The following is a 26,585-nucleotide window of genomic DNA, read 5'->3' on the forward strand; positions in this document are numbered from 1 at the left end:
GCATGAATGTCTAAGTTTTTTATTGACCGCCCCATTTTTGCATGGGTTATTGCGATTTTTATTATCGCAGCGGGTATTTTCGGCATTCAAAAACTGCCGATTTCCCAATATCCGTCCGTTGCTGCACCGACCATTACTTTGCGCGCTACTTATCCGGGCGCTTCTGCTCAGGTAATGGAAGACAGCGTACTGGCCGTTATCGAACGTAATATGTACGGTGTGGAAGGTTTGGACTATATGACGACTTCTGCCAATTCCAGCGGCAGCGGCAGCGTCAGTCTGACGTTTACACCGGAAACCAATGAAGATTTGGCGCAGGTAGACGTGCAGAACAAACTGTCTGAAGTGTTGTCCACATTGCCGTCTACCGTACAGCAATATGGTGTAACCGTATCTAAAGCGCGTTCCAACTTCTTGCAAGTGGTCATGCTTTCTTCTGAAAAGCAATCCATTGAGGAAATGAACGATTACGCCCAGCGCAATATCATTCCTGAACTGCAGCGTATCGACGGCGTAGGGCAGGTACAATTGTTTGGTGCGCAACGCGCCATGCGTATTTGGGTTGACCCGAAAAAACTGCAAAACTACAACCTGTCTTTTGCAACGGTAACCAACGCACTGGCTACTCAAAATATCCAAATTTCTGCAGGCTCTATCGGCTCTTTGCCGGCGGCTGCAGGTCAGACCATTTCAGCAACTGTGACGGCTCAAGGTCAGCTGAGCACTGCTGAAGAGTTTGGCAACATCATTTTGGTATCCAATACCGATGGTTCTAATGTCTATCTGAAAGACGTTGCCAAAGTCAGCTTGGGTATGCAGGACTATTCTACTTCCACACGTTTGAACGGCGTGAATACCACCGGTATGGCAGTGATGCTGTCCAACAGCGGTAACGCTTTGGCAACGGCGACTGCCGTGAAAGAAAAAATGGCAGTTTTGCAGAAGTATTTTCCAGACGGCATGAGCTGGAAAGTTCCTTACGATACTTCCAAATTTGTGGAAATTTCGATTGAGAAAGTGATCCATACGCTTTTGGAAGCCATCGTATTGGTATTCTTGGTGATTTATCTCTTCCTGCAAAATATCCGCTATACGCTGATTCCGACTATTGTCGTGCCGATTTCCCTGTTGGGCGGTTTTGCCTTTATCTCATATATGGGTATGTCGATTAACGTATTGACCATGTTTGCGATGGTATTGGTAATTGGTATTGTGGTCGATGATGCGATTGTGGTCGTTGAAAACGTTGAGCGTATTATGGCGAGCGAAGGTCTGCCGCCTAAGGCTGCAACCAAAAAAGCGATGAGTCAGATTTCCGGCGCGGTGATCGGTATTACTGCCGTGTTGATGTCCGTATTTGTGCCGCTGGCAATGTTTAGCGGTGCAACCGGTAACATTTACAAACAGTTTGCCCTGACCATGGTGGCATCGATCGGCTTCTCCGCATTCCTTGCTTTGACGCTGACTCCGGCATTGTGTGCCACCATGCTCAAGCCGATTCAGAATGGTCATCACGAAGAGAAAAAAGGTTTCTTCGGTTGGTTTAACAAGAAATTCGACAACTGGACACACGGCTACGAAGGCTGGGTAGCCAAAGTCTTGCGCAAGACTTTGCGCATGATGGTTGTCTATATCGGTTTGACTGTTGTGGGCGTATTCCTGTTTATGCGTCTGCCGACTTCCTTCTTGCCGACTGAAGACCAAGGTAACTTGATGTTGAGCGTACAGCTGCCTGCCGGCGCGACCAAAGAGCGTACCGATGCAACTTTGGCTCAAATCACTCAACTGGCGAAATCTGTACCTGAGATCGAGAACATTATTACCGTTTCCGGCTTTAGTTTTAGCGGTTCCGGCCAAAACATGGCTTTGGGCTTTGTCATTCTGAAAGACTGGAGCGAACGTACTGCTCCGGGCAGCGATGCGACTTCTATTTCCGGTAAGTTGACCGGCATGATGATGGCTACGCTGAAAGACGGTTTTGGTTTGGCGATTGTGCCTCCTGCCATTATGGAATTGGGTACAGGCTCCGGCTTGAGCATTTATCTGCAAGACCGTAACAACAGCGGCCATGCCGCATTATTGGCCAAGCGCAATGAGTTGATTGACAAAATGCGCAAAAGCGGTTTGTTTAACCCAAGTACCGTCCGTGCGAGCGGTTTGGAAGATGCGCCGCAGTTGAAAATCGACATCGACCGCTCTGCCGCAGCAGCACAAGGTATTTCGTTCTCTGACATCCGTACTGCTTTGGCTTCTGCTTTGGGTTCGTCTTATGTAAACGACTTCCCGAATCAAGGCCGTCTGCAACGCGTGATGGTACAAGCTGATGCGAGTGCCCGTATGCAGCCTGCCGATATTCTGAACCTGACTGTACCGAATAAATCCGGCGTTGCCGTACCGCTTTCTACCATTGCTACTGTTTCTTGGGAAAACGGTATGGAACAAAGCGTCCGCTTCAATGGTTATCCGGCAATGGAGCTTTCCGGCTCGCCTGTTAATGGCGTGTCTTCCGGTCAAGCCATGGCTGCGGTACAGCAAATGGTTGATGACATGGGCGGCGGTTACAGTCTGGAATGGGGAGGCCAGTCTCGTGAAGAGGCTAAAGGCGGCTCGCAAACTGTCGTATTGTACGCATTGGCCGCTGCCGCTGTATTCTTGGTATTGGCTGCTTTGTACGAAAGCTGGTCTATCCCGTTGGCGGTTATCCTTGTGATTCCGTTGGGCTTGATTGGCGCGGCATTGGGTGTGACTGGCCGTAACATGTTTGAAGCATTACTGGGCAGTATTCCGGCATACGCCAACGATATCTACTTCCAAGTCGGTTTCGTTACGGTGATGGGTTTGAGTGCGAAAAACGCGATTTTGATTATCGAGTTTGCCAAAGACCTGCAAGCGCAAGGCAAGAGCGCGCTTGAAGCTGCGCTTGCCGCCGCACACTTGCGTTTCCGTCCGATTATCATGACTTCGTTTGCCTTCATCTTGGGCGTGGTACCGCTTTATGTTGCCAGCGGTGCCAGCTCCGCCAGCCAACGTGCGATTGGTACGACCGTGGTCTGGGGTATGTTGATCGGTACGATTCTGTCTGTGTTCCTTGTGCCTTTGTTCTATGTGGTTGTGCGCAAATTCTTTAAAGAAACCGCACACGAGCATGAGATGGCCGCCAAACACGCCGCTGAAGCCGGCATGATTGAAGACGGTAAACACGATTCAGACAAGCACTAAAGCAAAGGCCGTCTGAAAAATTTTCAGACGGCCTCAAAATGCTAAAGGATTCTAAAATGAAGAAGATTACATTCAAACCTGTACTGACCGCCGTTGCCGCCGCCGTGGCTTTGTCGGCCTGTACCATGATGCCGAAATATGAGCAGCCTCAAGTTGCCGTGGCCGATACGTTTAAATACGACACTGTTGACGACGGTATCCGTGCAGCCGAATTGGGTTGGCAAGATTACTTTGCCGATCCTCGCCTTCACCGCCTGATCGACATCGCATTGGAACGCAATACCGATTTGCGTACAGCCGCGCTGAATGCGGAAATCTACCGCAAGCAATACATGATTGCGCGTAATAATTTGTTGCCAACCGTCAATGCCAGCGGTACAGGTTCGCGTCAAGGCAGTTTGAGTGGCGGCAGCGTTAGCAGCCAATACAGCGTGGGTTTGGGCGCAGCCTCTTATGAGCTTGACCTCTTCGGCCGTGTCCGCAGCACCAGCGAAGCCGCGTTGCAAGGTTATTTTAATGTGGCCGCAAACCGCGATGCCGCCCATCTGGCCTTGATTTCTACCGTGGCCAAAGCCTACTTTAACGAGCGCTACGCCGAAGAAGCCATGGCATTGGCTCAACGCGTGTTGCAAACCCGTGAAGCGACTTACAAGCTCTCGCAATTACGCCATAAGGCCGGTGTGATTTCTGCCGTTGATTTGCGCCAACAGGAAGCCCTGATTGAATCAGCCAAAGCCGATTACGCATCCGCGGTGAAAAACCGCGAGCAAGCGCGCAATTCTTTGGCCATGCTGATTAATCAACCTTTGCCTGAAGATTTGCCTGCCGGTCTACCTTTGAGCAAGCAGTTCAAATTGACCAAACTGCCTGCCGGTTTGAGTTCGGACGTGTTGCTCAACCGTCCGGATATCCGTGCGGCCGAACACGCGCTCAAACAAGCCAATGCCAATATCGGTGCGGCACGTGCGGCGTTTTTCCCACGCATCAGCCTGACCGGTTCGGTCGGTACCGCTTCCGGCGAGTTGAGCGGCCTGTTTAAGAGCGGCACGGGTATTTGGGCTTTTGCACCGTCAATCACTCTTCCTATCTTTGACTGGGGCACAAACAAAGCCAATCTTGACGTAGCCAAACTGCGCCAACAGGCACAAATCGTTGCTTATGAAGCCGCCGTTCAATCTGCATTCAAAGACGTTTCTAATGCTTTGGTTGCCCGCGAACAGCTGGATAAAAGCTATGCCGCTTTGAGCAAACAAAGCCGTGCCTACAACGACAGCCTGCGCCTCATCAGCCTGCGCTACAAACATGGCGTATCCAGTGCATTGGATTTGCTGGACGCCGAGCGCAGCAGTTACGGCGCAGAAACTGCTCTTTTGGCTAATCAGCTGACCCGTTTGGAAAACCTTGCCGACTTGTATAAAGCACTTGGCGGCGGTTTGAAACGCGAAACCAAAGCTTCTGAATAAATATTTGCCTGCTAAGCTTAAAAGGCCGTCTGAAACATTTGGGTTTCAGACGGCCTTTTTGTTATGCGGCAATTCTAAGCTTTTAATTTCTCGCTTAAAGTGGCGACATAGGCTGCGCGTTCGTTACGGCTGGCTTCGGGCTGGTGTGTATTGAGCGAAGACCATTTGCGGTTGCTGCGCGCTTTGTTGAGTTCGCTTGGCAGTTTGGCTGCATTCCATGGCGCTTTGCGTTCTTTTAGCTCGATATGAGATTGAGCCGCATGGCCGCGCGTTTGCAAGACGTGCAACAAATCCAGTGCGCGTGCGGCGAGCAGGGTAAGGGTTTCCGGATCGGTATGCAGGGTTTGTCGGCCGTTGATTTTGTCGGTGATGTCTTGGGCATTGGGCAAAATGCCGCCCAACAGTCCGCCGATGGCGGTACCCAAACCAAGCGAGCCGCCAAGCGTGGCAATGTCTAAGCCTAAGCCGATGAGCGCGCCTGCGGTTGCGCCGGTACCGGTACGGATGCCGTAATGTTTGAGCAACTCGCTGTCAAACGGATCTTGTTTGAAGGCTTTGGGCATCCATGTGCTGTCGCTGCCGACTTCGTCGTGATAGAAGCGGTAAAGTGTGAACAGGCGTTGTTGCATTTGCCGCTCAAGTTGGCGGATTTCCGATTGCATGACTTCCAAAGTCGGGGCAGGGTCGTCGTTTTCGGCAATTTCTTGGGTGAATGCGGCGGCATCCAGCAGAAAATCAGCAATTTCACGGCGCGCTTCCGTATCCAGCCGTTGCCACTCGCGACGGCGCATATTGATGAGGCGGTCGAGGATGTCGCGCTTAGGTAACATGGTGGCAAGGTTGTCCCACAATCGGATTTCGCCTTCAAAGTCGAAGGCAACGGTATCGAAACCGGCGTAAACATGCAGGTTTCTGCGGGCGAGCATATTGGTCCAAGCGGTCAGGTCTTGATTTTGGGTGAAGTTGAACACGGGCATGATGGGCTTGGCGCACCAAGACAAAATAGTCAGCTCGTCTTTGTATTTGTCGAGGACGGGTTCCCGCGCATCGATGACGTACATGGCCATATCGCTTTGCATGACTTGGCGCAGCACTTTGGCCTCTTGGTTGAATTCGTGATGCGCTTCATGATTGCTGAGGAATTGCTGAATGCGCTCAATACCGTCATCGCGTGCGGATGTGTGGGTTTCCAGCCAGTCCAACACGCCGCCGGCATCTTCAAGGCCGGGGGTGTCGTAGAGATAAACCAAGCTGTCGTCGCCGTCGTTGATGAGGGCTTCTTCGACATGGCGTGTGGTAGAGGGCGCGTTTTTTACTTCACCGAAGGTGCTGTCGCGCAAAAGCGTACGTAAGAGCGAGGTTTTGCCTGTGTTGGTATGGCCGACGACGGCAAGGGAAAGTGGGGTGGTCATGGTCTTTGGGTTGGGTTGATATGGACTATGAATGTGTGAGTATGGAGCCGTTTATCTTTAGTGGCAATATATGTTTCAGACGGCCCTAAATTCTTTTTATATATGGGCGAAAATAGCAAGAAAAATAGGGGGATAGCGACTTTGTTGTTTTTTAGCAAAATACTTGAAAATAGATGGGGAAACAGTTGACAGGAGGGTAGAAGACAAGGATAATTCGCGCCGTTGAGTTGCTTGATGCAGCTTGATTTTTCTCCTCTATTTCTCCTTTGTAGACTTGGCGCATATCGAAACGGTATGCGCATTTTTTTATCTGCATTGAAACATGATTACATTTAAAATCTGTTAATTGAATAATTAAGAAACTTTACAAGAAAAATACTTGCGCGGTTGAATATCTTGTTGCATAATTCGTTTCGTTAGCTGGTTCGAGTAGTCAGTTAATAGTTTCTCCTCTATTTCTCCTTTGTAGACTTGGCACACATTCTGTCGGATGTGTGCATTTTTTTGCTCATTTAAAATAAAGGCCGTCTGAATGTTGTAATCTTTCAGACGGCCTTTGTGTGTTGAATAGAATTAGATGTCTAATACTACTTCTTCTTTGACTTCTTCCATGACAACATAGCTGCGGCTTTCGGACGCAGCCGGCAGTTGCAGCAGGATATTGCCGAGCATATCGCGATAGGCGGACATATTGGGCAGGCGGACTTTGATAAGGTAGTCGTATTCGCCGGAGACTAAGTGGCATTCCAGAATTTGCGGAATCTTCAGCACTTCGCGTTTGAAGTCTTCAAAAATATTGCCGGATTTGGAACGCAGTTTTAGCTCGACAAAGACCAGGAGGCTTTGGCCTAAAGCATGAGGATTCAGATGGGCGTGATAGCCGGTAATAAGGTTGTCGCGTTCCAAGCGGCGGACGCGTTCGGTTACCGGCGTGGTGGAGAGGCCGACTTTTTCAGCCAATTCGGTCATGGGGATACGTGCGTTTTGTTGTAGGAGCTTGAGAATTTTTAAGTCGGTTTTGTCGAGTTCTTTCATGGCCTTGATGTCTGTCGTTTTCATTTGGATTGAATCATAACCTTAAAACAGGCTGAGAAGAAGCATAAATGCCTAAAGGCGCGCATGATTTCTAGATTATGAATAGATTAATCTTGTGTATTTCATGGAATCCTGTGTAGTTTTTGACCTATAATATTTACTTCAAAGTAATAGGGCAGGCCGTCTGAAACGGAATGCCAATAAGAGGAATACATTATGCGTCCGCTCAATGCGCAAATCCGTTTGGATAATTTACGTCAAAATTATCGTTTTCTCAAAGAGTTGCATGGCAATAAATTACTGGCTGTGATTAAGGCCGATGCTTACGGGCATGGTGCGGTCAGATGTGCACACGCGTTGGCGGATATTGCCGACGGCTTTGCGGTGGCAACGGTAGATGAAGGCGTGGAATTGCGTCAAAACGGCATTAAAAATCCGATTGTTTTGTTGGAAGGCGTGTTTGAGGCTGCGGAATATGCGGATGTTGACCGTTATGATTTGTGGCCGGCAATCGGTAGCCAATGGCAGTTGGAGACATTTGTGCATCATGAGTGGCAACGTCCGACAACCGTATGGCTGAAAATGGACTCAGGTATGCACCGTGCCGGTTTCTTTCCTCACAATTATGCCGCCGCCTATACTGCATTGAAACAATCCGAATCGGTTGAAAACATTGTGAAATTCAGCCATTTTGCCTGCGCGGACGAGCCGGAAAACGGTATGACCGAAATGCAGCTTGAAGCGTTTGATTTGGCGTGTGAGGGTTTGGAAGGCGAAGAGAGCTTGGCCAATTCCGCCGCGATTTTGAACGTGCCTGAAGCGCGCCGCGATTGGGGTCGTGCCGGTCTGGCCTTATATGGTATTTCGCCTTTCGGCGGTGTGGATGAGCGTTTGAAACCTGTTATGCGTCTGACTTCCCGCGTTTTCGGCGAGCGTGTGTTGCAACCGCATTCTCCGATTGGTTACGGCGCAACGTTCTACACCAGCAAATCTACCCGTGTCGGTTTGATTGCCTGCGGCTATGCCGACGGCTATCCGCGTCGCGCTTCCACTAATTCCCCTGTGGCGGTGGATGGCAAACGCAGCCGTATTATCGGCAGGGTATCTATGGATATGATTACGGTTGAGCTGGAAGCCTCGAAAGAGGGCTTGGGCGCGGAAGTCGAGCTTTGGGGCGATGTGATTAATATCAATGAAGTTTCCGAAGTTGCCGGTATGATTCCGTACGAAATCCTTTGCAATATCAAACGTGCGAAGTTCACTTATATCGAGTAAGCAGTCAAAGATCAGGCCGTCTGAAATGTGTTTTCAGACGGCCTTTTTGTTATCTGCAATTAAAACGATTCGTCAGCGCGTAAATAACGCCATTTGCCCGGCGGCAGTCTACCGAGTTTGACTTTGCCCATGCGGATGCGTTTCAAACCGACGACGCGCAGGCCGACCAGTTCGCACATGCGGCGGATTTGGCGTTTTTTGCCTTGTCGCAAAATAAAGCGTAACTGGTCTTCGTTTTGCCATTCGACTTTGGCGGGGCGCAATTTTTCTCCGTCCAAACTCAAGCCGTGGTTGAGCAGGGCAAGGCCTTTGTCGTCCAGTTTGCCACGGACGCGGACGAGGTATTCTTTTTCGCTGCTGCTGTTTTCGCCAATCAGCTGTTTGGCAATGCGGCCGTCCTGGGTGAGCACCAACAATCCGACGGAGTCAATGTCCAAGCGGCCGGCAGGGGCTAAGCCGAATTTGTGCTTTTCGCTGAAAGGGATACGACTGTCGTCGCCTTCCCAGTGGTTTTCGGCGGTAATGAGTTCGGCGGCGGATTTATAGCCTTTTTCTGCCTGCGCGCTGACGTAGCCGACGGGTTTGTTCAGAAGGATGGTTACGCGCGCGGCTTGTTTTTCATGGGCTTGTTTGTTGAGGTCGATACGGTCGCGATCGGTGACTTTTTGACCGAGTACGGCGGTTTGGCCGTTGACTTTGACCCAGCCTTGCTCGATATAGCTGTCTGCCTCGCGGCGCGAGCATAAGCCTAATTGCGCCATGCGTTTGGAGAGGCGCATGGTTTCGGAATCGTTGTTTTGCATGGTACGGCAATATAGAGAAATAGGAATGTCGGATTATAGCATTGACCGTTTGTCAGGCCGTCTGAAAACTGAATATTTGGTTTTTCAGACGGCCTTTCGTTTGTTATATGTTAAGGAATATTTAGTTTTGAAGTAAAAAATGAAGGGTATATTGTCTGTTTGTGTTAACCTTACGGACGAACTAATCATTTTGTTTTCAGTCGAATTGGGGTTGAAATGACATTTCACTCATGAAATCATGAAGACTATAATGACTGGTCTTTCTGAAGCGCATTAAGGCAGTTTGTCGCTAAAGCAAGCCTTGGTGCATCACGTTTTAAGGATAAATCAATGAAATCGCTCAAATCATTTTTGATCTGGGGCATTGTGGTTTTGGTAGGCTTGGCCTCCTTTACTACTTTAGCTCTCAGCCGTGGCGAGCAAGTCAGTGCGATTTGGATGGTTACGGCCGCCATTTCGGTATACTGCATTGCCTACCGTTTCTACAGTCTTTACATTGCCAACCGTGTGATGCAGCTTGATCCTAACCGTCTGACTCCGGCAGAACGCCACAATGACGGCTTGGACTATGTTCCCACACATAAAGGCGTACTGTTCGGCCACCACTTTGCCGCTATTGCCGGCGCAGGCCCTCTGGTTGGTCCTGTATTGGCAGCGCAAATGGGTTATCTGCCCGGTACTTTGTGGATTATCTTCGGCGTGGTATTTGCCGGTGCCGTACAGGATATGATGGTACTGTTTGTTTCTATGCGCCGTGACGGTAAGTCTTTGGGCGATATCGTGAAACAAGAACTCGGTACCGTCCCCGGCGTGATTGCATCCATCGGTATTTTGATGATTATGGTCATCATTATGGCGGTGTTGGCGCTGATTGTTGTGAAAGCATTGGTTCACAGCCCTTGGGGTACGTTCACCATCGCAGCAACCATGCCGATTGCCCTGTTTATGGGTATCTACACCCGTTATATCCGTCCGGGCAAAATCGGCGAGATTTCAATCGTCGGCTTTATTTTGCTGATGTTGGCCGTGATTTACGGTGAAGATGTTGCCCGCAGTTCCTTCGGCCATTGGTTCGACCTTGACGGCATTCAGCTGACTTGGGCGATTATGATTTACGGTTTCGTGGCTTCCGTATTGCCGGTTTGGCTCTTACTGACTCCACGCGACTATCTGTCTACCTTCCTGAAAATCGGTACGATTGCAGCTTTGGCTTTGGGTATCGTTATTGTTAACCCAACCCTGCAAATGCCTGCAGTTACCCACTTTATTGATGGTTCAGGCCCAGTATTCTCCGGTGCATTGTTCCCATTCTTGTTCATTACTATTGCTTGTGGTGCGGTTTCAGGCTTCCATGCGCTGATTTCTTCCGGTACCACACCAAAAATGGTGGAAAACGAAACCCACGTCCGCATGATCGGTTACGGCGGCATGATTATGGAAAGCTTTGTGGCCATTATGGCGCTGGCTGCCGCCGCTTCGCTTGAGCCAGGCGTGTACTTCGCGATGAACAGCCCGGCTGCACTGATTGGTACAGATGCCAACACGGCTGCCGAAGTCATTACCACTAAACTGAATTTCCCTGTTGATGCCGCAACCTTGTTGCACACTGCTAAAGAAGTGGGCGAAAACACCATTCTGTCCCGTGCCGGCGGCGCGCCAACCCTCGCAGTCGGTATGGCGCACATCATGAGCCGTCTGATTCCGGGCGAAGCCATGATGGCGTTCTGGTATCACTTTGCCTTGCTGTTTGAAGCCTTGTTCATCCTGACCGCCGTTGACGCCGGTACGCGCGTAGCCCGTTTCATGATCCAAGACTTGGGCAGTATCTTCTACAAACCATTCGGTAACACCGACTCTATCCCTGCCAACCTGGTTGCCACATTCTTTGCCGTGGCATTGTGGGGTTACTTCCTCTATACCGGCGTAACCGACCCTCTGGGCGGCATTAACTCGCTCTGGCCTCTGTTCGGTATCGCCAACCAAATGCTGGCAGGCGTAGCGTTGATTATGTGTACCGTTGTATTGGTGAAAATGAAACGCGACCGCTATGTGTGGGTAACCTTGGTTCCTGCTGTCGGCGTATTGTTCGTAACCTGCTATGCCGGTTTGCAAAAACTGTTCCACAGCGACCCACGCGTCAGCTTCTTGGCTCACGCAGGCAAATACCGCGATGCCTTGGCTTCAGGCGAAGTCCTTGCCCCGGCTAAAGACATTGGCGAAATGTCACAAATCATCTTCAACGACCAAATCAATGCCGGTTTGACCGCTTTGTTCTTGGCAGTTGTCGTGATTGTCGCCGTGTACGGTTTCCGTACCGCCATGAAAGCCCGCAAAGTCGGCTGGCCAACTGCTAAAGAAATTCCAGCAGTGTATCGCGACGGTAAACAGCCGGAGGCTCAGCATGAAGCATAAGCTCGCATCTTGGTGGAAAACCATCAAGTTGACAGCAAACTTGATGGCCGGTGTCCCGGATTATGAAAACTACGTTGCCCGTCAGCGCAAACATAATCCCAATGCGCCGGTCATGACCGAGCTGCAATTCCAAGACTACTGCCGCAAACGCCGTTGCGGCGGCAACGGCGGACGCTGTTGTTAATGAAGGCATAAAAAGGCCGTCTGAAAATACTTTCAGACGGCCTTTTATTATGGAATATCAATAAACATCAAAGATTTTGTCTTGCCATCAATATTTAAGCGAACAACTTGCTAATATTTACTCTTCTTCGAGCAGTACCAGCGGACGCTGTATTTTTCTGAGTTCTTCCACCTCGTCCAAGAGCCGCATAATCAGCCCCAATGCGGGAATGCCGGCTTCAAAATCACGGCTTAAGCGTTGTGCGCGACGGATGCGGGCAAGATGAAAACCACTGAAGGTGCTTTTTTCGGGCGCACCATCGATGCTGATGATGTCTTCTGCTATAAGTTCCAACAGCCAATCACGACGGCAGCGGCTGGCGGCAACAATTTCTTCAAAAGTAAGGGTAACATCGGAGGACTGAATCATAATTTATCCTTTCTCTTATGCTTGTTTCGCGGCAAAGTGTTCGGCCAATTTTTCCCATGCGGCACGGTCGGCTTCGCTCTCTACTGGCGGAACATTAATGCGGATATTGAGATAAAGGTCTCCGGCTTCTTTTGCAGGAATACCTTTGCCTTTGAGGCGGATGCTTTTACCGCTTTGGCTGTTGGCAGGCAGATTGACCTGTAAGCGGCCTGATGCGGTAGGGACGATGATTTTGCCGCCCAATACGGCTTCCCAAGGTTTGACATCTATTGTTTGATATACGTCTTTCCTATTTTTGACGTATAAATCAGGTTGGTCGTGGAACTTGATTTTTAAGTACAAATCACCGTTTTCTCCACCGTTATATCCCGGCAAACCTTGGCCGGCCAAACGGATTTGTTGGCCTTCTGCAATGCCTTTGGGGATTTTGACGTTGAGGGTTTTATTTTGATAAACCGCACGTCCGTATTCGTCTAGAGTCGGCACATTCAAAGTCATGCTACGTTCTGCGCCAACATACGCTGCATAAATATCAATACTCAATTCAGCATGTTGATCCTCGCCTTTTATTGGGCCGCGGGGTTGCTCGGAACGAGTGTGGGATTGGCGGAATGATGAAAACAGATCTTCAAAATTGAAATCTCCCGCTCCGAACGGCTCGCCTTCATGACGTTCATAGCGGAAGCCGCCGCCGTTAAATCCATTGCCAAACGGATTGCCGCCTTGACCGAACGGATTGCCTCCGGCGCTGCGTCCGTAAGGATTAGCCAACATTTCATCGTATTCGGCCCGCTTTTCTTTGTCGGAAAGCGTTTCGTAGGCACGGTTGATTTCTACCGTACGTTCGGCTGCGTCAGGTTCTTTGCTGACATCGGGGTGGTATTTGCGCACCAGTTTTCGGTAGGCTTTTTTGATTTCGGCCTCATCCGCATCTTTGGCAACGCCTAGTATTTCATAATAGTTTTTTTCTGCCATGTTATTCCTTTGACTGCTCATATACAAAATTCTTATAGTTTTAATAATTGAGGGTAGATATTCTAAAATCAAGGGCGTTGAAAATAAAATTCTCTATTTCTGACAATGATTAATGGATAATTTATTTCTTTGTTTCTAGAGAAATAGAAAATATAAAGGCCGTCTGAAATACGGTTTGTCAGACGGCCTTTATCAAATTGGGGTTTTATTTGTCTTGAGCGTTTTTTGTTCGCTAACAATCCATTGAGCAATATCTGAACCCAAGACTTTAGAAGTGCGATTTAAGACTGCACAAGAGCTTTTATAAACACCGAGCATGCCACCGGAAGAATTGCGGGTAAAGGTTTTTTTATTGACTTCTTCGCCATCAACATACAAAGTGGCAACGGCTGTAATACTTTTGGCGTGGCCGACAAAGGCTACGCCTGCGCTCATGGCGGAAGTAATGGAGATATCTGCGTATGTGCCTTGTTTTTTACCGTCACGGACAATAGTTACATCACTTTTGGCTGCAGTTTCTTGCAAAGATTTGGACATGACGTTGCCTATTTGTAAACATTCGGAAACGATACGGGTATCGATTTCTTCTGCATGACGGTAAGGGATGCTTTCATCAATATGAACATCTGCGCTGGCAAATGCAGAAGCAAACAAGAATGCGGTTGCAAGGATGCGGTTAGGAGACATAGTAGGGCACCTAAAATAGAATGTTAAAAAGAGTTGTTATTGTATAACGGTGTTTTCACTCAATCAACATAAGTTAAGTTGGCCAATGCTTTGTTGAGATGGGTGTTATGGTAAGACAAATCAAAAGGCCGTCTGAAATAAAGTTATTTCAGGCGGCCTTTTGATTGAGGTATTAATTTGTTCTAGTCAAATAAGGCAGGGGATCGACTGCTTTGCCGTTTAGACGAACTTCAAAATGCAGCTTGACGCTGTCTGAATCGCTGCTGCCCATGGTGGCGATAACTTGACCTGCTTGGACTTTTTGATCTTTTTGTACCAAAAGCGTGTCGTTATGGGCGTAGGCGGTAATGGTGTAGTCGTTGTGGCTGATTAAAATCAGCTTGCCGTAGCCGCGGACTTCTTCGCCAACGTAGATGACGGTACCGGCTGCGGCAGAACGGATTTGTTGGCCTTGCGTGCCCGCAATATCTATGCCTTTGCTGGTTGTGCCGTTGTAGCGTTGGATAATGGAGGATGAGGCGTTATCGGTCGGCCATTGCAAGCTTAACCGGTTGATCGGGGTAGCGGCGGTTGCTTGGCGTTGCTGCGTAGCAGTATTGCGGGAGGCAACATGACGGCGGACGCGCAATACTTGGCCGACTTCGATTTGTGAGGCGTTGGGAAGGTTGTTCCATGCAACCAGTGTATTGACGTTTTGTCCGTAGCGTTTGGCGATTTGGGTCAGGGTATCGCCGGGGCGGACTTTGTAGTAGCCGTCGGGTACGGCGCGGTTGGAAGAAGTGTTGTTGCCGGCGCAGGCTGCTAAGACGGCAATGGTGCTGATGAGTACCAGACGTTTCAAGGCCGTCTGAAAGGTGGAAATAAAGGTTGTATTCATGGGTTGTTTCGAAATGTATCGTTATGCTGTGTATGATAGATAGGAAGAGTGAAAAAAGGTTCACTCAAAAGGCATGGGATAAAATACAGAAAGGCAGTATCTTAACATTGAAAATTTTTGGATATAGCAGCATATTTTTTTATCATTTTGATGATAAAGGACTTTTTCAGTAAGGTAAAAGAAAGTGAAAGTTTTTTCAGACGGCATTGAATAAGGCAATAAAAATCCCCTGCCAGGATAAACGGGCAGGGGATTTTTGTCTCATCGAACTTATTTGTTCAATTCGTTAGCCAGATACAGCCAAGTTTCAATGACGGTATCAGGGTTGAGCGATACACTCTCGATACCTTCTTCAACCAGCCATTTGGCGAAGTCCGGATGGTCTGATGGGCCTTGACCGCAAATACCGACGTATTTGTTTTGTTTGCGGCAAGCAGAGATTGCCAAGTGCAACATTACTTTAACGGCAGGGTTGCGCTCGTCGAAGGAGTCGGATACCAAACCGCTGTCACGGTCAAGACCGAGGGTCAGCTGGGTCATGTCGTTAGAGCCGATGGAGAAGCCGTCGAAGTATTGCAGGAATTGTTCTGCCAATACAGCGTTGCTTGGCAACTCGCACATCATGATCAGGCGCAGGCCGTTTTTGCCGCGTTCCAAACCGTTTTCTTTCAAGGCTTTGACGACGGCTTCGGCTTCGCCCAACGTGCGGACGAACGGAATCATGATTTCGACGTTGGTCAAACCCATTTCATCGCGAACGCGTTTCAAGGCTTTACACTCGAGTGCGAAGCAGTCTTTGAAGTTATCGGCTACATAACGCGCTGCACCACGGAAGCCCAACATTGGGTTTTCTTCGTGAGGTTCGTAGATGCTGCCACCCACCAAGTTAGCGTACTCGTTGGATTTGAAGTCAGACATACGAACGATGGTTTTGCGTGGATAAACCGAAGCAGCCAAAGTTGCCACACCTTCCGCGATTTTATCGACATAGAAGTCAACAGGAGAAGCGTAGCCGGCGATGCGGCGGGTAATTTCAGCTTTCAACTCGTCGTCTTGTTTGTCAAATTCCAACAAGGCTTTAGGGTGGATACCGATTTGACGGTTGATGATGAATTCCATACGCGCCAAGCCGATACCTTCGCTAGGCAGGTTGGCGAAGCTGAATGCCAATTCAGGGTTACCAACGTTCATCATCACTTTGACAGGGGCTTTAGGCATGTTGTCCAAAGCAACATCGGTAACTTGTACGTCCAGCAGGCCGGAGTAGATGAAGCCGGTATCGCCTTCGGCACAAGATACGGTAACTTCTTGGCCGTCTGAAAGCAGATCGGTAGCATCGCCACAACCTACAACAGCCGGAATACCCAATTCACGCGCGATAATCGCTGCGTGGCAGGTACGGCCGCCACGGTTGGTCACGATGGCAGAAGCACGTTTCATCACCGGTTCCCAATCCGGGTCGGTCATGTCGGTAACGAGTACGTCGCCTGCTTCAACGGAATCCATCTCGGAAGCATCTTTCACCAGGCGTACTTTGCCTTGGCCGACTTTTTGACCGATGGCACGGCCTTCGCACAAGACAACTTTTTCGCCGTTGATAGAGAAGCGGCGCAGGTTGCGGCTGCTGTCTTCTTGGGATTTAACGGTCTCAGGACGGGCTTGCAGGATGTAGAGTTTGCCGTCCAAACCGTCGCGGCCCCATTCGATGTCCATTGGGCGGCCGTAGTGTTTTTCGATGGTCAGCGCGTAATGAGCCAACTCGGTTACTTCGGCGTCGGTAATAGAGAAGCGTTGACGGTCTTCTGCAGGTACATCAACGTTGGTTACAGATTTACCGGCTTCGGCTTTATCGGTAAAGATCATTTTGATTTGTTTCGAACCCATGGTTTTGCGCAGGATAGCCGGTTTGCCTGCTTTCAAAGTAGGTTTGAATACATAGAATTCGTCAGGGTTTACCGCGCCTTGTACGACGTTTTCGCCCAAGCCGTAAGAAGAGGTAACGAAAACGACTTGGTCGTAACCGGATTCGGTATCGATGGTGAACATCACACCGGAGGCACCGCTGTCAGAGCGCACCATGCGTTGTACGCCGGCAGAAAGGGCAACGATGTCGTGTTCGAAGCCTTTGTGGACACGGTAAGAAATGGCACGGTCGTTGTACAGGGAAGCGAATACATGGTGCATTGCTTCTTTAACGTTATCCAAGCCGTTGATATTCAGGAAGGTTTCTTGTTGGCCGGCAAAAGAAGCGTCCGGCAAGTCTTCTGCTGTTGCGGAAGAACGTACGGCAACGGAAATGTCCGCACCGCCGGCATCGGCAACCATTTTGTTCCAAGCTGTTTCGATTTCAGCATCCAGCTGCTCAGGGAACGGGGTATCCAAAATCCATTGACGGATTTCTTTACCCACGCGTGCCAATTCAGCAACGTCTTCAACATCCAGTTGTTTCAGGGCTTCGGAAATACGCTCGCTCAGACCATTGTGAGCCAGGAAAGCACGATAAGCTTCGGCTGTGGTTGCAAAACCGCCGGGAACGCGCACGCCTTTTTCAGTCAGTTGGCTGATCATTTCGCCCAAAGAGGCATTTTTACCGCCCACTCGCTCAACGTCAGTCATACGCAGGTTTTCAAACCAAATAACGTAGTTTTCGGCCATTTGTGTGTCCAATCCAATCCAAAAAATGTTAAAAAAGAAACAAATCCGCCTGCTTATTGTAGCCATTCGTTTGATGGCTGTCATGTGTTTTATCTTTTTAAAAATCACAAATTCGTCTGTGATATTGTGCTTTTCAGGCGTGTAGCCTTCTGAAATGTGAATATCAGATTCATGTTTTTACGTGTTATCTTCTTGTTAAATATGGAAAACAAAATAAGTTAATAAATTTGATAAACAAGATTTATTTTACAATTTTAGAATAAAATTCTACAAAATAGCAAAAAATAAAATTTTGTGCCAATTTAAAAATTGTTCAAATTTGTTGTAATCCTGTGTAATCTGTCGGGAATCGCTTTATTGCAAAGGCTGTAACTGCTATGATTGCCGTCTGAAACGTTACCCTCAAGAGGATTCATTATGACTGATCCACGCCAAGTCTTCTATATTTCCGACCGAACCGGCCTGACCGCTGAAAATATCGGTGAAGCCTTGCTGAACCAATTTGGCAATGTTGAGTTCAAACGCCATACTTATCCGTTTATCGATACGCCTGAAAAAGCGCGTGCTGTTGTAGACAAAGTCAACCAGTCAGCTGAAAAATTCGGCGTGCGTCCGATTGCTTTTGTCAGTGTGGTCAATGACGAAATCCGTGAAATCATCAAGAAAGCCAATGCGTTCCATATTAATTTCTTTGAAACCTTTCTCGGTCTTTTGGAAAAGGAACTCAATACGGAGGCGGTTGCCGCCCGGCAGGGGCACCACAGTATCGGCAATACCCAACGCTATGATGCGCGTATGGAGGCGGTCAATTTTTCACTGAATCATGATGACGGTGTCAGCGATAAAAACCTGCAGGAGGCGGATGTGATTTTGATGGGCGTGTCCCGTTCGGGCAAAACGCCGACCTGTCTCTATCTGGCCCTGCAATACGGTATCCGCGCCGCAAACTATCCATTGATTCCCGATGATTTGGAATCGACTGATTTGCCGCGTATGGTCAAACCTTATAAAGACAAGCTGTTCGGCTTGACCATTCAGCCTGAGCGTCTGCAGGCTATCCGTCATGAGCGCCGTCCTAATTCGACTTATGCCAAAATCGATACTTGCCGCAGCGAGATTGCCGATGCGCAAAATATGTTCAAACGCCACGGAGTGCCGTTTACCAATACAACGGATAAATCTGTGGAAGAACTCGCCGTTCATATCTTGCAGGCATGTAAGTTGAAACGCCGTTTCTAAATGAAATGATAAAAGGCCGTCTGAAATTTCAGACGGCCTTTTTTTATTTTGTGTATTAAGTCTTAGGCAGGGTAACACCGGTTTGTCCCATGTATTTGCCGTTGCGGTCTTTGTATGAAGTTTCGCAGACTTCATCGCTTTCAAAGAACAAGACTTGAGCCACGCCTTCGCCGGCATAGATTTTGGCAGGCAGGGGGGTAGTGTTGGAAAACTCAAGCGTAACGTAGCCTTCCCACTCAGGCTCGAACGGGGTAACGTTAACGATGATGCCGCAGCGTGCGTAGGTGGATTTGCCCAAGCAGACGGTCAGGACGTTGCGCGGGATGCGGAAATATTCGACTGTGCGCGCCAGTGCAAAGGAGTTGGGCGGAATGATGCAACAGTCGTCTTCGACTGTAACGAAGTTTTTTGGGTCGAAGTTTTTTGGATCAACGATGGTGCTGTTGATATTGGTGAAGATTTTAAATTCATTAGCACAACGGATGTCGTAGCCGTAGCTGGATGTGCCGTAGGAAATGATGCGTTGGCCGTTGGCCTCTTTGATTTGGTTGGGCTCGAACGGCTCAATCATGCCGTGTTCTTCGGCCATGCGGCGTATCCATTTGTCGGATTTAATGCTCATGGTGGTTGTCCTGGGGTAAGGGTTGTTTGGAAATTCTTTAAAATCAACACGACAGCCTTTAGGCGGGCTTGTTCATTGATGTTTCAGACGGCCTAAAAGCTGGATAAGGCCGTCTGAAAGGCTGTTTATTTGGTTTTGGAAGCAGATTTCTTAGGCAGTTTGACTTCTTTAATCATACCGTCTTCGCATTTCATGATGAAGACGGGTGTGCCGTTTTGGGAGGCGGTAAAGTTTCCGTGCGCCCTACCTTTTTTGAACATGCCTTCCAGCGTCATATTACGTAATTTGGCGCTGTTGGAGGAGAAAGGTTCGATAAAGGTTTCGCTGTTGCTGGAAACGGTATATACGCCTTTACCGTCAAATTTGCCGTCTTTAAAGGCTCCGACATAGCTGCGGCCGTCTTGGCATTTCCATGTACCTTTGCCGGATGGTTTACCATCTTTGCCGACATCGCCATCATAAGCGCAACCTTTTTCCTGATAAGGATTGATGGTTTCAGCAATGGCAGGCGTACCCAGCATGAAGGCGATAGGGAGTAGGGCGAGGTATTTCATCATTCATTCCTTTTTGCAGGCAGTTTCAGACGGCCTGATATTGGGATTCAAAAGTCAGCAGGGTTTCAGCAATACGGCGTGGCAATATGGCTAAAGCGTGTTCGCGCATAGATGTAGGGATACCATAGCAGGCTTCGGCAATACTGCCGGTAATGGCCGCCAAGGTATCACTGTCTCCGCCCAAGGAAACTGCCAGTCGGATGGCGTGTTCAAAATCATCGCTTTCAAGAAAGGCGGTAACCGCTTGAGGTACGGTTTCCTGACAGCTTTCGTTGAAATGATAATGCGGGCGGATTTGGTCGCAACTTTGGCTAAAGTCGTAGCCGAATTGTCGTGTAATGTTTTCTTTGATTTGCGCTTTGCCTATACCGATACGCGCCCAAAAAATGGCGGCAGCTACGGCTTGCGCGCCTTTAATACCTTCCGGGTGGTTGTGCGTTACGGCGGCGGATTGTTCGGCAAAATGCAGGGTTTCTTCCAATGTGGCAAATGCCCAACCAACGGCAGAAACACGCATGGCCGAGCCGTTGCCCCAGCTATTATAAGGTTCTGGATCTTCCCATTCTATCCATTGTGAAAAGCGGCCGCCATATGCGCCTTTAGGGCAGGGATATGCCCTACACCATCCTTGCAAAATAGAGGCCAAATTATCGATGCAGCCTTGTAAAACCCAATCGGCAATGGCAACAGTGCAAATCGTGTCGTCGGTAAAGTCGCTGTAGCGGTTGAAAATGTCAAAATCGGTGTGACGGTAGTTGTCAAACTCGAATCGTGATCCGGCAATATCGCCAATGACTGCGCCCAACATCATGACATCCTTTCTGATACTTCTATTTATATTTCAGACGGCCTTTGATATTTCCCAATCAAAAGGCCGTCTGAAAAATTACTCTTGCCAGCCGCCTAAATAAGAAACCAGTTCTTCCAACATGGTGCTGATGGCTTCGGTCATCAGGATTTGCGAGGCAAAGGCGAGGCTGGCGGCATCGTCGCCGTTGCTTTCGGCTTCTTCTTGCAAAACGTCCAGATACTGGATGCGTTTGAGCGTAAAGTCTTGAGTGAGGATGAACGCGATTTGTTCACGCCATACCAAGCCCAGCTGGGTAACGGTTTTGCCGTTTTTGACGTGTTGCACCACTTCATCGGCGGTCAGATCTTGTTTGGAAACTTTGACGACCGGAACAACATCGCCTACGCCTTTGAGTTCGCAATCACTGTCCAATTCAAAACCGCCTTCGCAGTGTCCTTGCAGCAGCCAGCTGGTCATCAGGAAGGAGGGCGATTGTTTGGTGTTGGGCAGGGCGGCTTCCAAACCACCCAACGCTTCGCGCAGTTTGGTCAGGATATTTTCCGCTTTGGCAGATGCGGCATTGTTGACCAAAAGATACCCGTGGCGCGTGTCGAAAATCGCCTGTGTGCGGCTGCTGCGCGTAAAGGCACGGGGCAGCAGGTCGTCAGTAATCTGTTCTTTTAGTTCTTGTTTTTCCTTACGGCCGACATTGCGCGCTTCGTTGTTTTGGATTTCCAAAACCTTTTCATCCAAAATATCGCGGATCACGCCGGCAGGCAGGACTTTTTCTTCTTTTTTCAAAGCAATGCGCCAAGTGTAATCGGCAGGGAAAACCAGCTCGGGCGAAAAGGAAACCGGCGTGGCAAAGCCTTCGCTAAACCAGTCCAAACCCTGACAATGGGCAAATTCGGATTGCGCCAATTTGTCGGCAAGGACTTCCAATTCGGGCAACTTGTCTTTGTTGAGCGGATAAAAACTGATTTGCTTAAACCACATGGCGAGTTTTCCTTTTTATTAAAACCGGCATTATACAGGGAAAATAACATACGGAAATCGGCAGTATCTTTAAAAAAGCAGTAAAGGCGTTGACAGAAGAAAAGGCTTTCTGTATAGTTCGCGCTTCGGTTACGCGCCCATCGTCTAGAGGCCTAGGACACTGCCCTTTCACGGCGGCAACCGGGGTTCGAATCCCCGTGGGCGTGCCAAAATTCTTAAAAAACGCTCCTGCTTTTTGTAGGGGCGTTTTTTGTTTTCAGACGGCCTGTCGCTGTGAAAATATCTTTAAATTGGTTTACAATAATGCCATTCTGAATCTTAACGAGAGAAAACAATGTTAGACATCCAATTGCTCCGCAGCAATACCGCCGCAGTTGCCGAACGTTTGGCCGCCCGCGGTTACGAGTTTGATATCGCACGTTTTAATGCTTTGGAAGAGCAACGCAAAGCCGTTCAAGTGAAAACAGAAGAGTTGCAGGCTTCACGCAACAGTATTTCCAAACAAATCGGCGCGTTGAAAGGTCAAGGCAAACACGAAGAAGCTCAAGCTGCGATGGATCAGGTTGCCCAAATCAAGGCGGATTTGGAGCAGGCTGCCGCTGATTTGGATGCGGTTCAGAAAGAATTGGATGCATGGTTGTTGACCATTCCGAACCTGCCGCACGAAAGTGTGCCTGTCGGTAAAGACGAAACTGAAAACATTGAGGTCCGCAAAGTTGGCACGCCGCGAGAATTTGACTTTGAAATCAAAGACCATGTTGATTTGGGTGAGCCTTTGGGCTTGGATTTTGAAGGCGGTGCGAAACTGTCCGGCGCGCGCTTTACCGTGATGAAAGGTCAAATCGCCCGTCTGCATCGCGCTTTGGCTCAGTTCATGCTGGACACGCACACGCTGAAACACGGCTATACCGAACATTACACGCCTTACATTGTGGATGACCTGACCCTGCAAGGTACGGGTCAACTGCCTAAATTTGCAGAAGATTTGTTCCACGTTACCCGCGGCGGCGACGAGAGCAAAAAAACGCAATATCTGATTCCGACCGCCGAAGTAACGCTGACGAATACTGTTGCCGACAGCATCGTGGCCGGCAGTGATTTGCCGTTGAAATTAACTGCGCATTCCCCATGTTTCCGCTCCGAAGCGGGCGCATACGGTAAAGACGTGCGCGGTTTGATTCGCCAGCACCAATTCGACAAAGTGGAAATGGTGCAAATCGTTCACCCGGAAAAATCATACGAAGCGCTGGAAGAAATGGTCGGCCACGCTGAAAATATTTTGAAAGCGTTGGAACTGCCATACCGCGTGATCACTTTGTGTACCGGCGACATGGGTTTCGGCGCAACTAAAACCTACGACTTGGAAGTTTGGGTTCCGGCGCAAAATACTTATCGTGAGATTTCCAGCTGCTCCAACTGCGAAGATTTCCAAGCTCGCCGCATGAAAGCGCGTTTCAAAGATGAAAACGGTAAAAACCGTTTGGTACATACTTTGAACGGCTCAGGCTTGGCTGTCGGCCGTACTTTGGTGGCGGTATTGGAAAACCATCAAAATGCCGACGGCAGCATTAATGTTCCTGCTGCGTTGCAACCGTATATGGGTGGCGTGACCAAATTGGAAGTAAAATAATCGCTGTTTAAAAGAAAAGGCCGTCTGAAACTTGGGTTCAGACGGCCTTTTCTATGATTGAGTAATTATTTGTTGTGTTGACGGAAATATTCCCATTCTTCAACGACTTTACCATCAGGCAAGTGGCACACGCCGTATTCGTTGCCGTCTTTGTCTCTTTTGATTTCGGATTTGCCGCCTTGTTTGACGCAGAATTCGGAAGCCGGATTGGCTGCGCCGAGGTTAGGAGATTCTTGTTTTTCAGAAGCGGAGCAGGCGGCCAAAGCGGTTGCGGCAGCGAGGCTGAGGATGATGGGTTTGATCATGGTGTGTCTTTCATTTGAAAGATAAAAACAAGCGGATTATAGGGGACGCTTGCGTTTAATGGCGTTAACCAGATTAAAGGCCGTCTGAAAAGTTTTCAGACGGCCTTTAGTTTAAGAAGTCAAACCGGATTATTTGGCTGCTTCGGTTTTTTCGCCTTCTTTAGCAAAGTATTTGGCGTAAATTTTATCGTATTCGCCGCTTTCGCGTACTTTTTTCAGCGCATCGTTCAACATTTTGATGGTTGCTTCGTCGCCTTTGCGTGCAGCGATACCGTAGTTTTCGATGGTGAAGTCAGGCAGGGAGATGAAATCCAAGCCTTTAGTCGGGTTGTTTTTCACATAGTTGGCAATAACCGCGCTGTCGCTGACGACGGAATCCAAACCGCCGTTTTCCAATTCTTTGATAATCAGGGGAACGCTTTCAAAGCGGGCGATTTTCGGATTGTCGTTGCCCAAGAGTTTGGAAACGGAGAAGTCGCCGGTGTAGCCGGTTACCACGCCGACTTTGGCCATGTTTTTCAGGTCTTCGGAAGAAGATACTTTTTTGCCTTTCGGAACGAGGACGACTTGGGTGATTTCAAAGTATGGGTCGCTGAAGAGCATGCTTTGTTTGCGGTCGTCAGTGATGGTTACGCCGGACATTACGATGTCCACGTCGCCGTTGTTCAGCGAAGGGAAGAGGCTTTCCCATGGCTGGTGTTTGAATTCGACTTTGAAGTTGCCGGCTTTGGCCATGGCATTCATCAAATCTACGTCAAAACCTTCTACTTTGCCGGCAGAATCCAAAGATTCAAATGGGGCAAACTCGGCGTTAGAGCCGACACGGTACACTTTATCGGCAGGAGCAGAGGCATTGTTGCTTTGACCGCCGCAGGCAGTCAGGGCAAGGGCGGAACAAGCGAGGGCAGTGGCCAGCCATTTTTTCATGTTCATGATATGTGCTTTCTTAATAAAATGTTAACGGATAAAATCTTAGTTTAGCATAATTTTGTGAACAAACTAGCTGAAATTAGTGGTCTTTTTCTCGGAAAAATGCGTAGGTTACGTCATGGAAGAGGTCGGTGTGCGGACTGTCTTCATAGCTCAATTCCGCCAACGCGTCTTCAAAGGCAAGCTGGATGGATTCTACGGCATCGTTGGCCATGTCGGAGGGCAGGGAGCGGATGAGGCCTTTGAGTGCGGTGGCGAGGACGTGGTTTTGCATACGCAAAGCGTCGTTGGCCTCTTCCAGATATTCGAGGCGTTGTTCGATGCTGCTCATGATGTATCCTTGAGTATTAAATAAAATAGTGATTATATAGTGAATTAATATTAAAATGTGACGCTTGCGCCGGCTTGCCGGATATGTCCAACCATCGGCCGCAGTTCAAGCGTTTTTTGTTTGAATGCGGTTCACAATAAAAATGAAAAAACGAGATTATTATGGAAAACAACCGTCTTGACCCCACAGCCCTCGAGGAAGAAGACCTGAATTGGGAAAAACGCTTGGAAAGATTGCGTCAGGCACGACAATTCAATACCGTGCCGACTCATGCCCCATTGGTCAAAAAATCGGACGACGCTGTCGAAGCTGCGCCCAAAACCGCGGCTAAAAAAGAATATAAATTGGATGCGGGCAATCGTGAAAAAGTGCTGGAAGAATATTTGTACCGTTGGCAGTTGGAACACAATACTGCTTTGGCTGACGATGGCGAAGCAGTGGAAACCGATGCAATGGTGGTTTTGCAGGATAACTGGTTGAGCGCGCAATCGGCATTGCAGGCCGCGGCTTCAGAGCGTCATATCGAATCGACCCGCACCGTCAGACTGAATCCGAAATCAGGTGCCGTAGATTTTGATGTGCCTGAAGTGGAAGAAACTGAAAAACCGGAAAATGATGATACGGAAGCGGCTGAAGAGGCGGTTTCAGACGGACTTGAAAAAGAACCGGCCATTAATGTCCATATCAATGTATTGAACCCGCAGGCGATTGGCCGTCGGGAAGTATTCTGCGTTTCTGAAAAAGATTTGACCGAGCGTCTGATTAAGCGTTTGCGCCCCCATGTGGCCGATGCAGTCAACGGCATGATTCGGATTGCCGTGCAAAAACAAATGGCCTTGTTCACTTACCAGTTGCAGCAAATGCTGAACGAGCAGGCGCCGGGCTTGGTGGAGGATGTATTGGAACACAACGTCAAACGTATTTTGGACGATATGAAGACTGAAATGAAATACCGCCGTTGAGTATCTGGGCCGTCTGAAAAGTTTCAGACGGCCTTTGGCATAAATTTCCCTTAAAATTTTGCGAAGCGTGTATAATGGCGGCTCACGTTTTCGTGATAAATATCCTTTCTAAATAGTTGATATGCCCGATGCAGAATCGGGCATTTTTTTTGAGATTGTTATGAATAAAAATAAAATCATTGTATTGCTGATTGCTTTGGTTGCCGTATTTGCCTATAACAAAATGCAAAACAAGCAGCCGGTACAATCGCAGAATCAGCAGAAAATAGAAGCTGTTCAAAAACAAAATAATGCGGGTAAAAAGAATGCCGATACGGCTCAGCAGCAAATCGGTTCAGGCAAAGAATCAGCCGAAGCGGTTTTGAAACAGGCGTTTGAAAACGAGCAAAGCGATATTCAGGTTGAGGGCGAGGGTACGGTATGGAAAACCCTCCCGGATGACAACAAAGGCACGCGCCATCAACGCTTTATCTTGAAGCTTTCCAGCGGTCAAACGCTTTTGGTGGCGCATAATATCGATTTGGCCGATAAAATCAAAGGCTTGAAAAAAGGTGATAAAGTAGCGTTTTACGGTGAATATGAATGGTCGGAGCAGGGCGGCGTTATCCATTGGACGCATCATGATCCGGCAGGCCGGCATACTGACGGCTGGTTGAAACACGATGGCCGCCTTTATCAGTAAAAACGGTTTTCCTGTTTTTTCAGACGGCCCGAAACACGGCCTTCGGCTTGAAAGATGGTAGAAATCGGCGCAAAATGTTAACAAGTTAAACAGACGGAAAATATTGTTTCGTCCATTGGAATACACAGTAGATTGGAGA

Annotated in this window: 24 protein-coding genes and 1 tRNA gene; 10 read left to right on the forward strand and 15 right to left on the reverse strand. The window is 48.7% G+C overall.

Going from position 1 to position 26,585, the window contains the following annotated elements; translation table 11 throughout:
* Nucleotides 1–6 precede the first annotated feature (6 nt).
* Entirely contained in the window at nt 7–3,219 is a 3,213-nt protein-coding gene (locus tag ACTHTK_RS08135) for an efflux RND transporter permease subunit (protein WP_440378143.1), read from the forward strand.
* A gap of 56 nt (nt 3,220–3,275) precedes the next feature.
* Nucleotides 3,276–4,682 (forward strand): efflux transporter outer membrane subunit, encoded by a 1,407-nt coding sequence (locus tag ACTHTK_RS08140; protein WP_440378144.1) that lies wholly within the window; start codon nt 3,276–3,278, stop codon nt 4,680–4,682.
* A 74-nt stretch (nt 4,683–4,756) separates the two neighbouring features.
* Here ACTHTK_RS08140 and ACTHTK_RS08145 read toward each other — a convergent pair whose 3' ends face one another.
* Entirely contained in the window at nt 4,757–6,094 is a 1,338-nt protein-coding gene (locus ACTHTK_RS08145) for a GTPase/DUF3482 domain-containing protein (protein ID WP_107722992.1), read from the reverse strand.
* A 573-nt stretch (nt 6,095–6,667) separates the two neighbouring features.
* Nucleotides 6,668–7,129, reverse strand: a complete 462-nt coding sequence (locus ACTHTK_RS08150; protein ID WP_079453694.1) for a winged helix-turn-helix transcriptional regulator — start codon at nt 7,127–7,129, stop codon at nt 6,668–6,670.
* A 216-nt stretch (nt 7,130–7,345) separates the two neighbouring features.
* Here ACTHTK_RS08150 and alr point away from each other — a divergent pair, with 216 nt between their 5' ends.
* Entirely contained in the window at nt 7,346–8,404 is a 1,059-nt protein-coding gene (gene alr / locus ACTHTK_RS08155) for an alanine racemase (RefSeq protein ID WP_070748124.1), read from the forward strand.
* Between the two features lie 59 nt (nt 8,405–8,463).
* Here the strand turns inward: alr and ACTHTK_RS08160 are convergent, their stop codons facing one another.
* The gene (locus ACTHTK_RS08160; RefSeq protein ID WP_107722993.1) at nt 8,464–9,207 is read right to left on the reverse strand and encodes a pseudouridine synthase; all 744 of its coding nucleotides are present in this window, start codon (nt 9,205–9,207) and stop codon (nt 8,464–8,466) included.
* A gap of 330 nt (nt 9,208–9,537) precedes the next feature.
* Between ACTHTK_RS08160 and ACTHTK_RS08165 the strand changes: the two genes are divergently transcribed.
* Nucleotides 9,538–11,619: a carbon starvation CstA family protein gene (locus ACTHTK_RS08165; protein ID WP_107738029.1), complete on the forward strand. Its 2,082-nt coding sequence runs from the start codon at nt 9,538–9,540 to the stop codon at nt 11,617–11,619.
* The gene (locus ACTHTK_RS08170; RefSeq protein ID WP_003747442.1) at nt 11,609–11,803 is read left to right on the forward strand and encodes a YbdD/YjiX family protein; all 195 of its coding nucleotides are present in this window, start codon (nt 11,609–11,611) and stop codon (nt 11,801–11,803) included. The genes ACTHTK_RS08165 and ACTHTK_RS08170 overlap by 11 nt, the downstream gene beginning before the upstream one ends.
* A 117-nt stretch (nt 11,804–11,920) precedes the next feature.
* Here ACTHTK_RS08170 and ACTHTK_RS08175 read toward each other — a convergent pair whose 3' ends face one another.
* From ACTHTK_RS08175 to ppsA, 5 genes are all read right to left on the reverse strand, one after another.
* Nucleotides 11,921–12,211: a chaperone modulator CbpM gene (locus tag ACTHTK_RS08175; protein ID WP_003747441.1), complete on the reverse strand. Its 291-nt coding sequence runs from the start codon at nt 12,209–12,211 to the stop codon at nt 11,921–11,923.
* Nucleotides 12,212–12,226: 15 nt separating this feature from the next.
* Nucleotides 12,227–13,186, reverse strand: a complete 960-nt coding sequence (locus ACTHTK_RS08180; RefSeq protein ID WP_039862375.1) for a DnaJ C-terminal domain-containing protein — start codon at nt 13,184–13,186, stop codon at nt 12,227–12,229.
* 192 nt (nt 13,187–13,378) lie between these two features.
* The gene (locus ACTHTK_RS08185; RefSeq protein ID WP_036491298.1) at nt 13,379–13,873 is read right to left on the reverse strand and encodes a hypothetical protein; all 495 of its coding nucleotides are present in this window, start codon (nt 13,871–13,873) and stop codon (nt 13,379–13,381) included.
* Nucleotides 13,874–14,045: 172 nt separating this feature from the next.
* Nucleotides 14,046–14,750 carry a LysM peptidoglycan-binding domain-containing M23 family metallopeptidase gene (locus tag ACTHTK_RS08190; RefSeq protein WP_440378145.1) on the reverse strand — a complete coding sequence of 235 codons (705 nt, stop codon included), beginning with the start codon at nt 14,748–14,750 and terminating at the stop codon, nt 14,046–14,048.
* 270 nt (nt 14,751–15,020) lie between these two features.
* Nucleotides 15,021–17,405, reverse strand: coding sequence for a phosphoenolpyruvate synthase (gene ppsA / locus ACTHTK_RS08195; RefSeq protein ID WP_440378146.1), 2,385 nt, complete (start codon nt 17,403–17,405; stop codon nt 15,021–15,023).
* A 417-nt stretch (nt 17,406–17,822) separates the two neighbouring features.
* Between ppsA and ppsR the strand changes: the two genes are divergently transcribed.
* Entirely contained in the window at nt 17,823–18,644 is an 822-nt protein-coding gene (gene ppsR / locus ACTHTK_RS08200) for a posphoenolpyruvate synthetase regulatory kinase/phosphorylase PpsR (RefSeq protein ID WP_070588146.1), read from the forward strand.
* A 55-nt stretch (nt 18,645–18,699) separates the two neighbouring features.
* Here ppsR and dcd read toward each other — a convergent pair whose 3' ends face one another.
* The 4 genes from dcd to ACTHTK_RS08220 form a co-directional block, all read right to left on the reverse strand.
* On the reverse strand, nt 18,700–19,266 hold the full coding sequence (dcd, locus tag ACTHTK_RS08205) for a dCTP deaminase (RefSeq protein WP_003680541.1): 567 nt from the start codon (nt 19,264–19,266) through the stop codon (nt 18,700–18,702).
* Between the two features lie 125 nt (nt 19,267–19,391).
* Nucleotides 19,392–19,823 (reverse strand): hypothetical protein, encoded by a 432-nt coding sequence (locus ACTHTK_RS08210; protein WP_308880968.1) that lies wholly within the window; start codon nt 19,821–19,823, stop codon nt 19,392–19,394.
* Nucleotides 19,824–19,845: 22 nt separating this feature from the next.
* Nucleotides 19,846–20,628, reverse strand: coding sequence for an ADP-ribosylglycohydrolase family protein (locus ACTHTK_RS08215; RefSeq protein ID WP_440378377.1), 783 nt, complete (start codon nt 20,626–20,628; stop codon nt 19,846–19,848).
* 78 nt (nt 20,629–20,706) lie between these two features.
* On the reverse strand, nt 20,707–21,606 hold the full coding sequence (locus ACTHTK_RS08220) for a recombination-associated protein RdgC (RefSeq protein ID WP_440378147.1): 900 nt from the start codon (nt 21,604–21,606) through the stop codon (nt 20,707–20,709).
* Nucleotides 21,607–21,739: 133 nt separating this feature from the next.
* Here ACTHTK_RS08220 and ACTHTK_RS08225 point away from each other — a divergent pair.
* A tRNA-Glu gene (locus ACTHTK_RS08225) sits at nt 21,740–21,815 on the forward strand.
* A gap of 125 nt (nt 21,816–21,940) precedes the next feature.
* Nucleotides 21,941–23,236: a serine--tRNA ligase gene (serS, locus tag ACTHTK_RS08230; RefSeq protein WP_440378148.1), complete on the forward strand. Its 1,296-nt coding sequence runs from the start codon at nt 21,941–21,943 to the stop codon at nt 23,234–23,236.
* Nucleotides 23,237–23,301: 65 nt separating this feature from the next.
* Here the strand turns inward: serS and ACTHTK_RS08235 are convergent, their stop codons facing one another.
* From ACTHTK_RS08235 to ACTHTK_RS08245, 3 genes are all read right to left on the reverse strand, one after another.
* On the reverse strand, nt 23,302–23,541 hold the full coding sequence (locus ACTHTK_RS08235) for a putative hemolysin (protein WP_107723002.1): 240 nt from the start codon (nt 23,539–23,541) through the stop codon (nt 23,302–23,304).
* Nucleotides 23,542–23,670: 129 nt separating this feature from the next.
* A complete protein-coding gene (locus ACTHTK_RS08240; RefSeq protein WP_004521100.1) occupies nt 23,671–24,474 on the reverse strand; it encodes a basic amino acid ABC transporter substrate-binding protein in 804 nt (267 codons plus the stop codon).
* Nucleotides 24,475–24,550: 76 nt separating this feature from the next.
* Nucleotides 24,551–24,802, reverse strand: coding sequence for an NGO1151 family protein (locus tag ACTHTK_RS08245; RefSeq protein ID WP_003680526.1), 252 nt, complete (start codon nt 24,800–24,802; stop codon nt 24,551–24,553).
* A 161-nt stretch (nt 24,803–24,963) separates the two neighbouring features.
* Between ACTHTK_RS08245 and ACTHTK_RS08250 the strand changes: the two genes are divergently transcribed.
* Nucleotides 24,964–25,764, forward strand: coding sequence for a hypothetical protein (locus ACTHTK_RS08250; RefSeq protein ID WP_440378149.1), 801 nt, complete (start codon nt 24,964–24,966; stop codon nt 25,762–25,764).
* Between the two features lie 121 nt (nt 25,765–25,885).
* A complete protein-coding gene (locus ACTHTK_RS08255) occupies nt 25,886–26,446 on the forward strand; it encodes a DUF3465 domain-containing protein (protein WP_107723004.1) in 561 nt (186 codons plus the stop codon).
* Nucleotides 26,447–26,585: the final 139 nt, after the last annotated feature.

It is taken from the genome of Neisseria sp. P0006.S009, from assembly GCF_051962915.1.
GTDB lineage: Bacteria > Pseudomonadota > Gammaproteobacteria > Burkholderiales > Neisseriaceae > Neisseria > Neisseria subflava_E.

Excerpts from the sequence above, each read along its gene's own strand:
- ACTHTK_RS08210 (WP_308880968.1), bottom strand. The coding sequence starts at position 19,823 with ATGATGAAATACCTCGCCCTACTCCCTATCGCCTTCATGCTGGGTACG.
- ACTHTK_RS08170 (WP_003747442.1), top strand. The coding sequence starts at position 11,609 with ATGAAGCATAAGCTCGCATCTTGGTGGAAAACCATCAAGTTGACAGCA.
- alr (WP_070748124.1), top strand. The coding sequence starts at position 7,346 with ATGCGTCCGCTCAATGCGCAAATCCGTTTGGATAATTTACGTCAAAAT.
- ACTHTK_RS08140 (WP_440378144.1), top strand. The coding sequence starts at position 3,276 with ATGAAGAAGATTACATTCAAACCTGTACTGACCGCCGTTGCCGCCGCC.
- ACTHTK_RS08135 (WP_440378143.1), top strand. The coding sequence starts at position 7 with ATGTCTAAGTTTTTTATTGACCGCCCCATTTTTGCATGGGTTATTGCG.
- ACTHTK_RS08150 (WP_079453694.1), bottom strand. The coding sequence starts at position 7,129 with ATGAAAGAACTCGACAAAACCGACTTAAAAATTCTCAAGCTCCTACAA.
- ppsR (WP_070588146.1), top strand. The coding sequence starts at position 17,823 with ATGACTGATCCACGCCAAGTCTTCTATATTTCCGACCGAACCGGCCTG.
- dcd (WP_003680541.1), bottom strand. The coding sequence starts at position 19,266 with ATGAGCATTAAATCCGACAAATGGATACGCCGCATGGCCGAAGAACAC.
- ACTHTK_RS08255 (WP_107723004.1), top strand. The coding sequence starts at position 25,886 with ATGCCCGATGCAGAATCGGGCATTTTTTTTGAGATTGTTATGAATAAA.
- ACTHTK_RS08250 (WP_440378149.1), top strand. The coding sequence starts at position 24,964 with ATGGAAAACAACCGTCTTGACCCCACAGCCCTCGAGGAAGAAGACCTG.
- ACTHTK_RS08180 (WP_039862375.1), bottom strand. The coding sequence starts at position 13,186 with ATGGCAGAAAAAAACTATTATGAAATACTAGGCGTTGCCAAAGATGCG.
- ACTHTK_RS08160 (WP_107722993.1), bottom strand. The coding sequence starts at position 9,207 with ATGCAAAACAACGATTCCGAAACCATGCGCCTCTCCAAACGCATGGCG.
- ACTHTK_RS08165 (WP_107738029.1), top strand. The coding sequence starts at position 9,538 with ATGAAATCGCTCAAATCATTTTTGATCTGGGGCATTGTGGTTTTGGTA.
- ACTHTK_RS08235 (WP_107723002.1), bottom strand. The coding sequence starts at position 23,541 with ATGATCAAACCCATCATCCTCAGCCTCGCTGCCGCAACCGCTTTGGCC.
- ACTHTK_RS08240 (WP_004521100.1), bottom strand. The coding sequence starts at position 24,474 with ATGAACATGAAAAAATGGCTGGCCACTGCCCTCGCTTGTTCCGCCCTT.
- ACTHTK_RS08245 (WP_003680526.1), bottom strand. The coding sequence starts at position 24,802 with ATGAGCAGCATCGAACAACGCCTCGAATATCTGGAAGAGGCCAACGAC.
- serS (WP_440378148.1), top strand. The coding sequence starts at position 21,941 with ATGTTAGACATCCAATTGCTCCGCAGCAATACCGCCGCAGTTGCCGAA.
- ACTHTK_RS08215 (WP_440378377.1), bottom strand. The coding sequence starts at position 20,628 with ATGTTGGGCGCAGTCATTGGCGATATTGCCGGATCACGATTCGAGTTT.
- ACTHTK_RS08190 (WP_440378145.1), bottom strand. The coding sequence starts at position 14,750 with ATGAATACAACCTTTATTTCCACCTTTCAGACGGCCTTGAAACGTCTG.
- ppsA (WP_440378146.1), bottom strand. The coding sequence starts at position 17,405 with ATGGCCGAAAACTACGTTATTTGGTTTGAAAACCTGCGTATGACTGAC.
- ACTHTK_RS08220 (WP_440378147.1), bottom strand. The coding sequence starts at position 21,606 with ATGTGGTTTAAGCAAATCAGTTTTTATCCGCTCAACAAAGACAAGTTG.
- ACTHTK_RS08145 (WP_107722992.1), bottom strand. The coding sequence starts at position 6,094 with ATGACCACCCCACTTTCCCTTGCCGTCGTCGGCCATACCAACACAGGC.
- ACTHTK_RS08175 (WP_003747441.1), bottom strand. The coding sequence starts at position 12,211 with ATGATTCAGTCCTCCGATGTTACCCTTACTTTTGAAGAAATTGTTGCC.
- ACTHTK_RS08185 (WP_036491298.1), bottom strand. The coding sequence starts at position 13,873 with ATGTCTCCTAACCGCATCCTTGCAACCGCATTCTTGTTTGCTTCTGCA.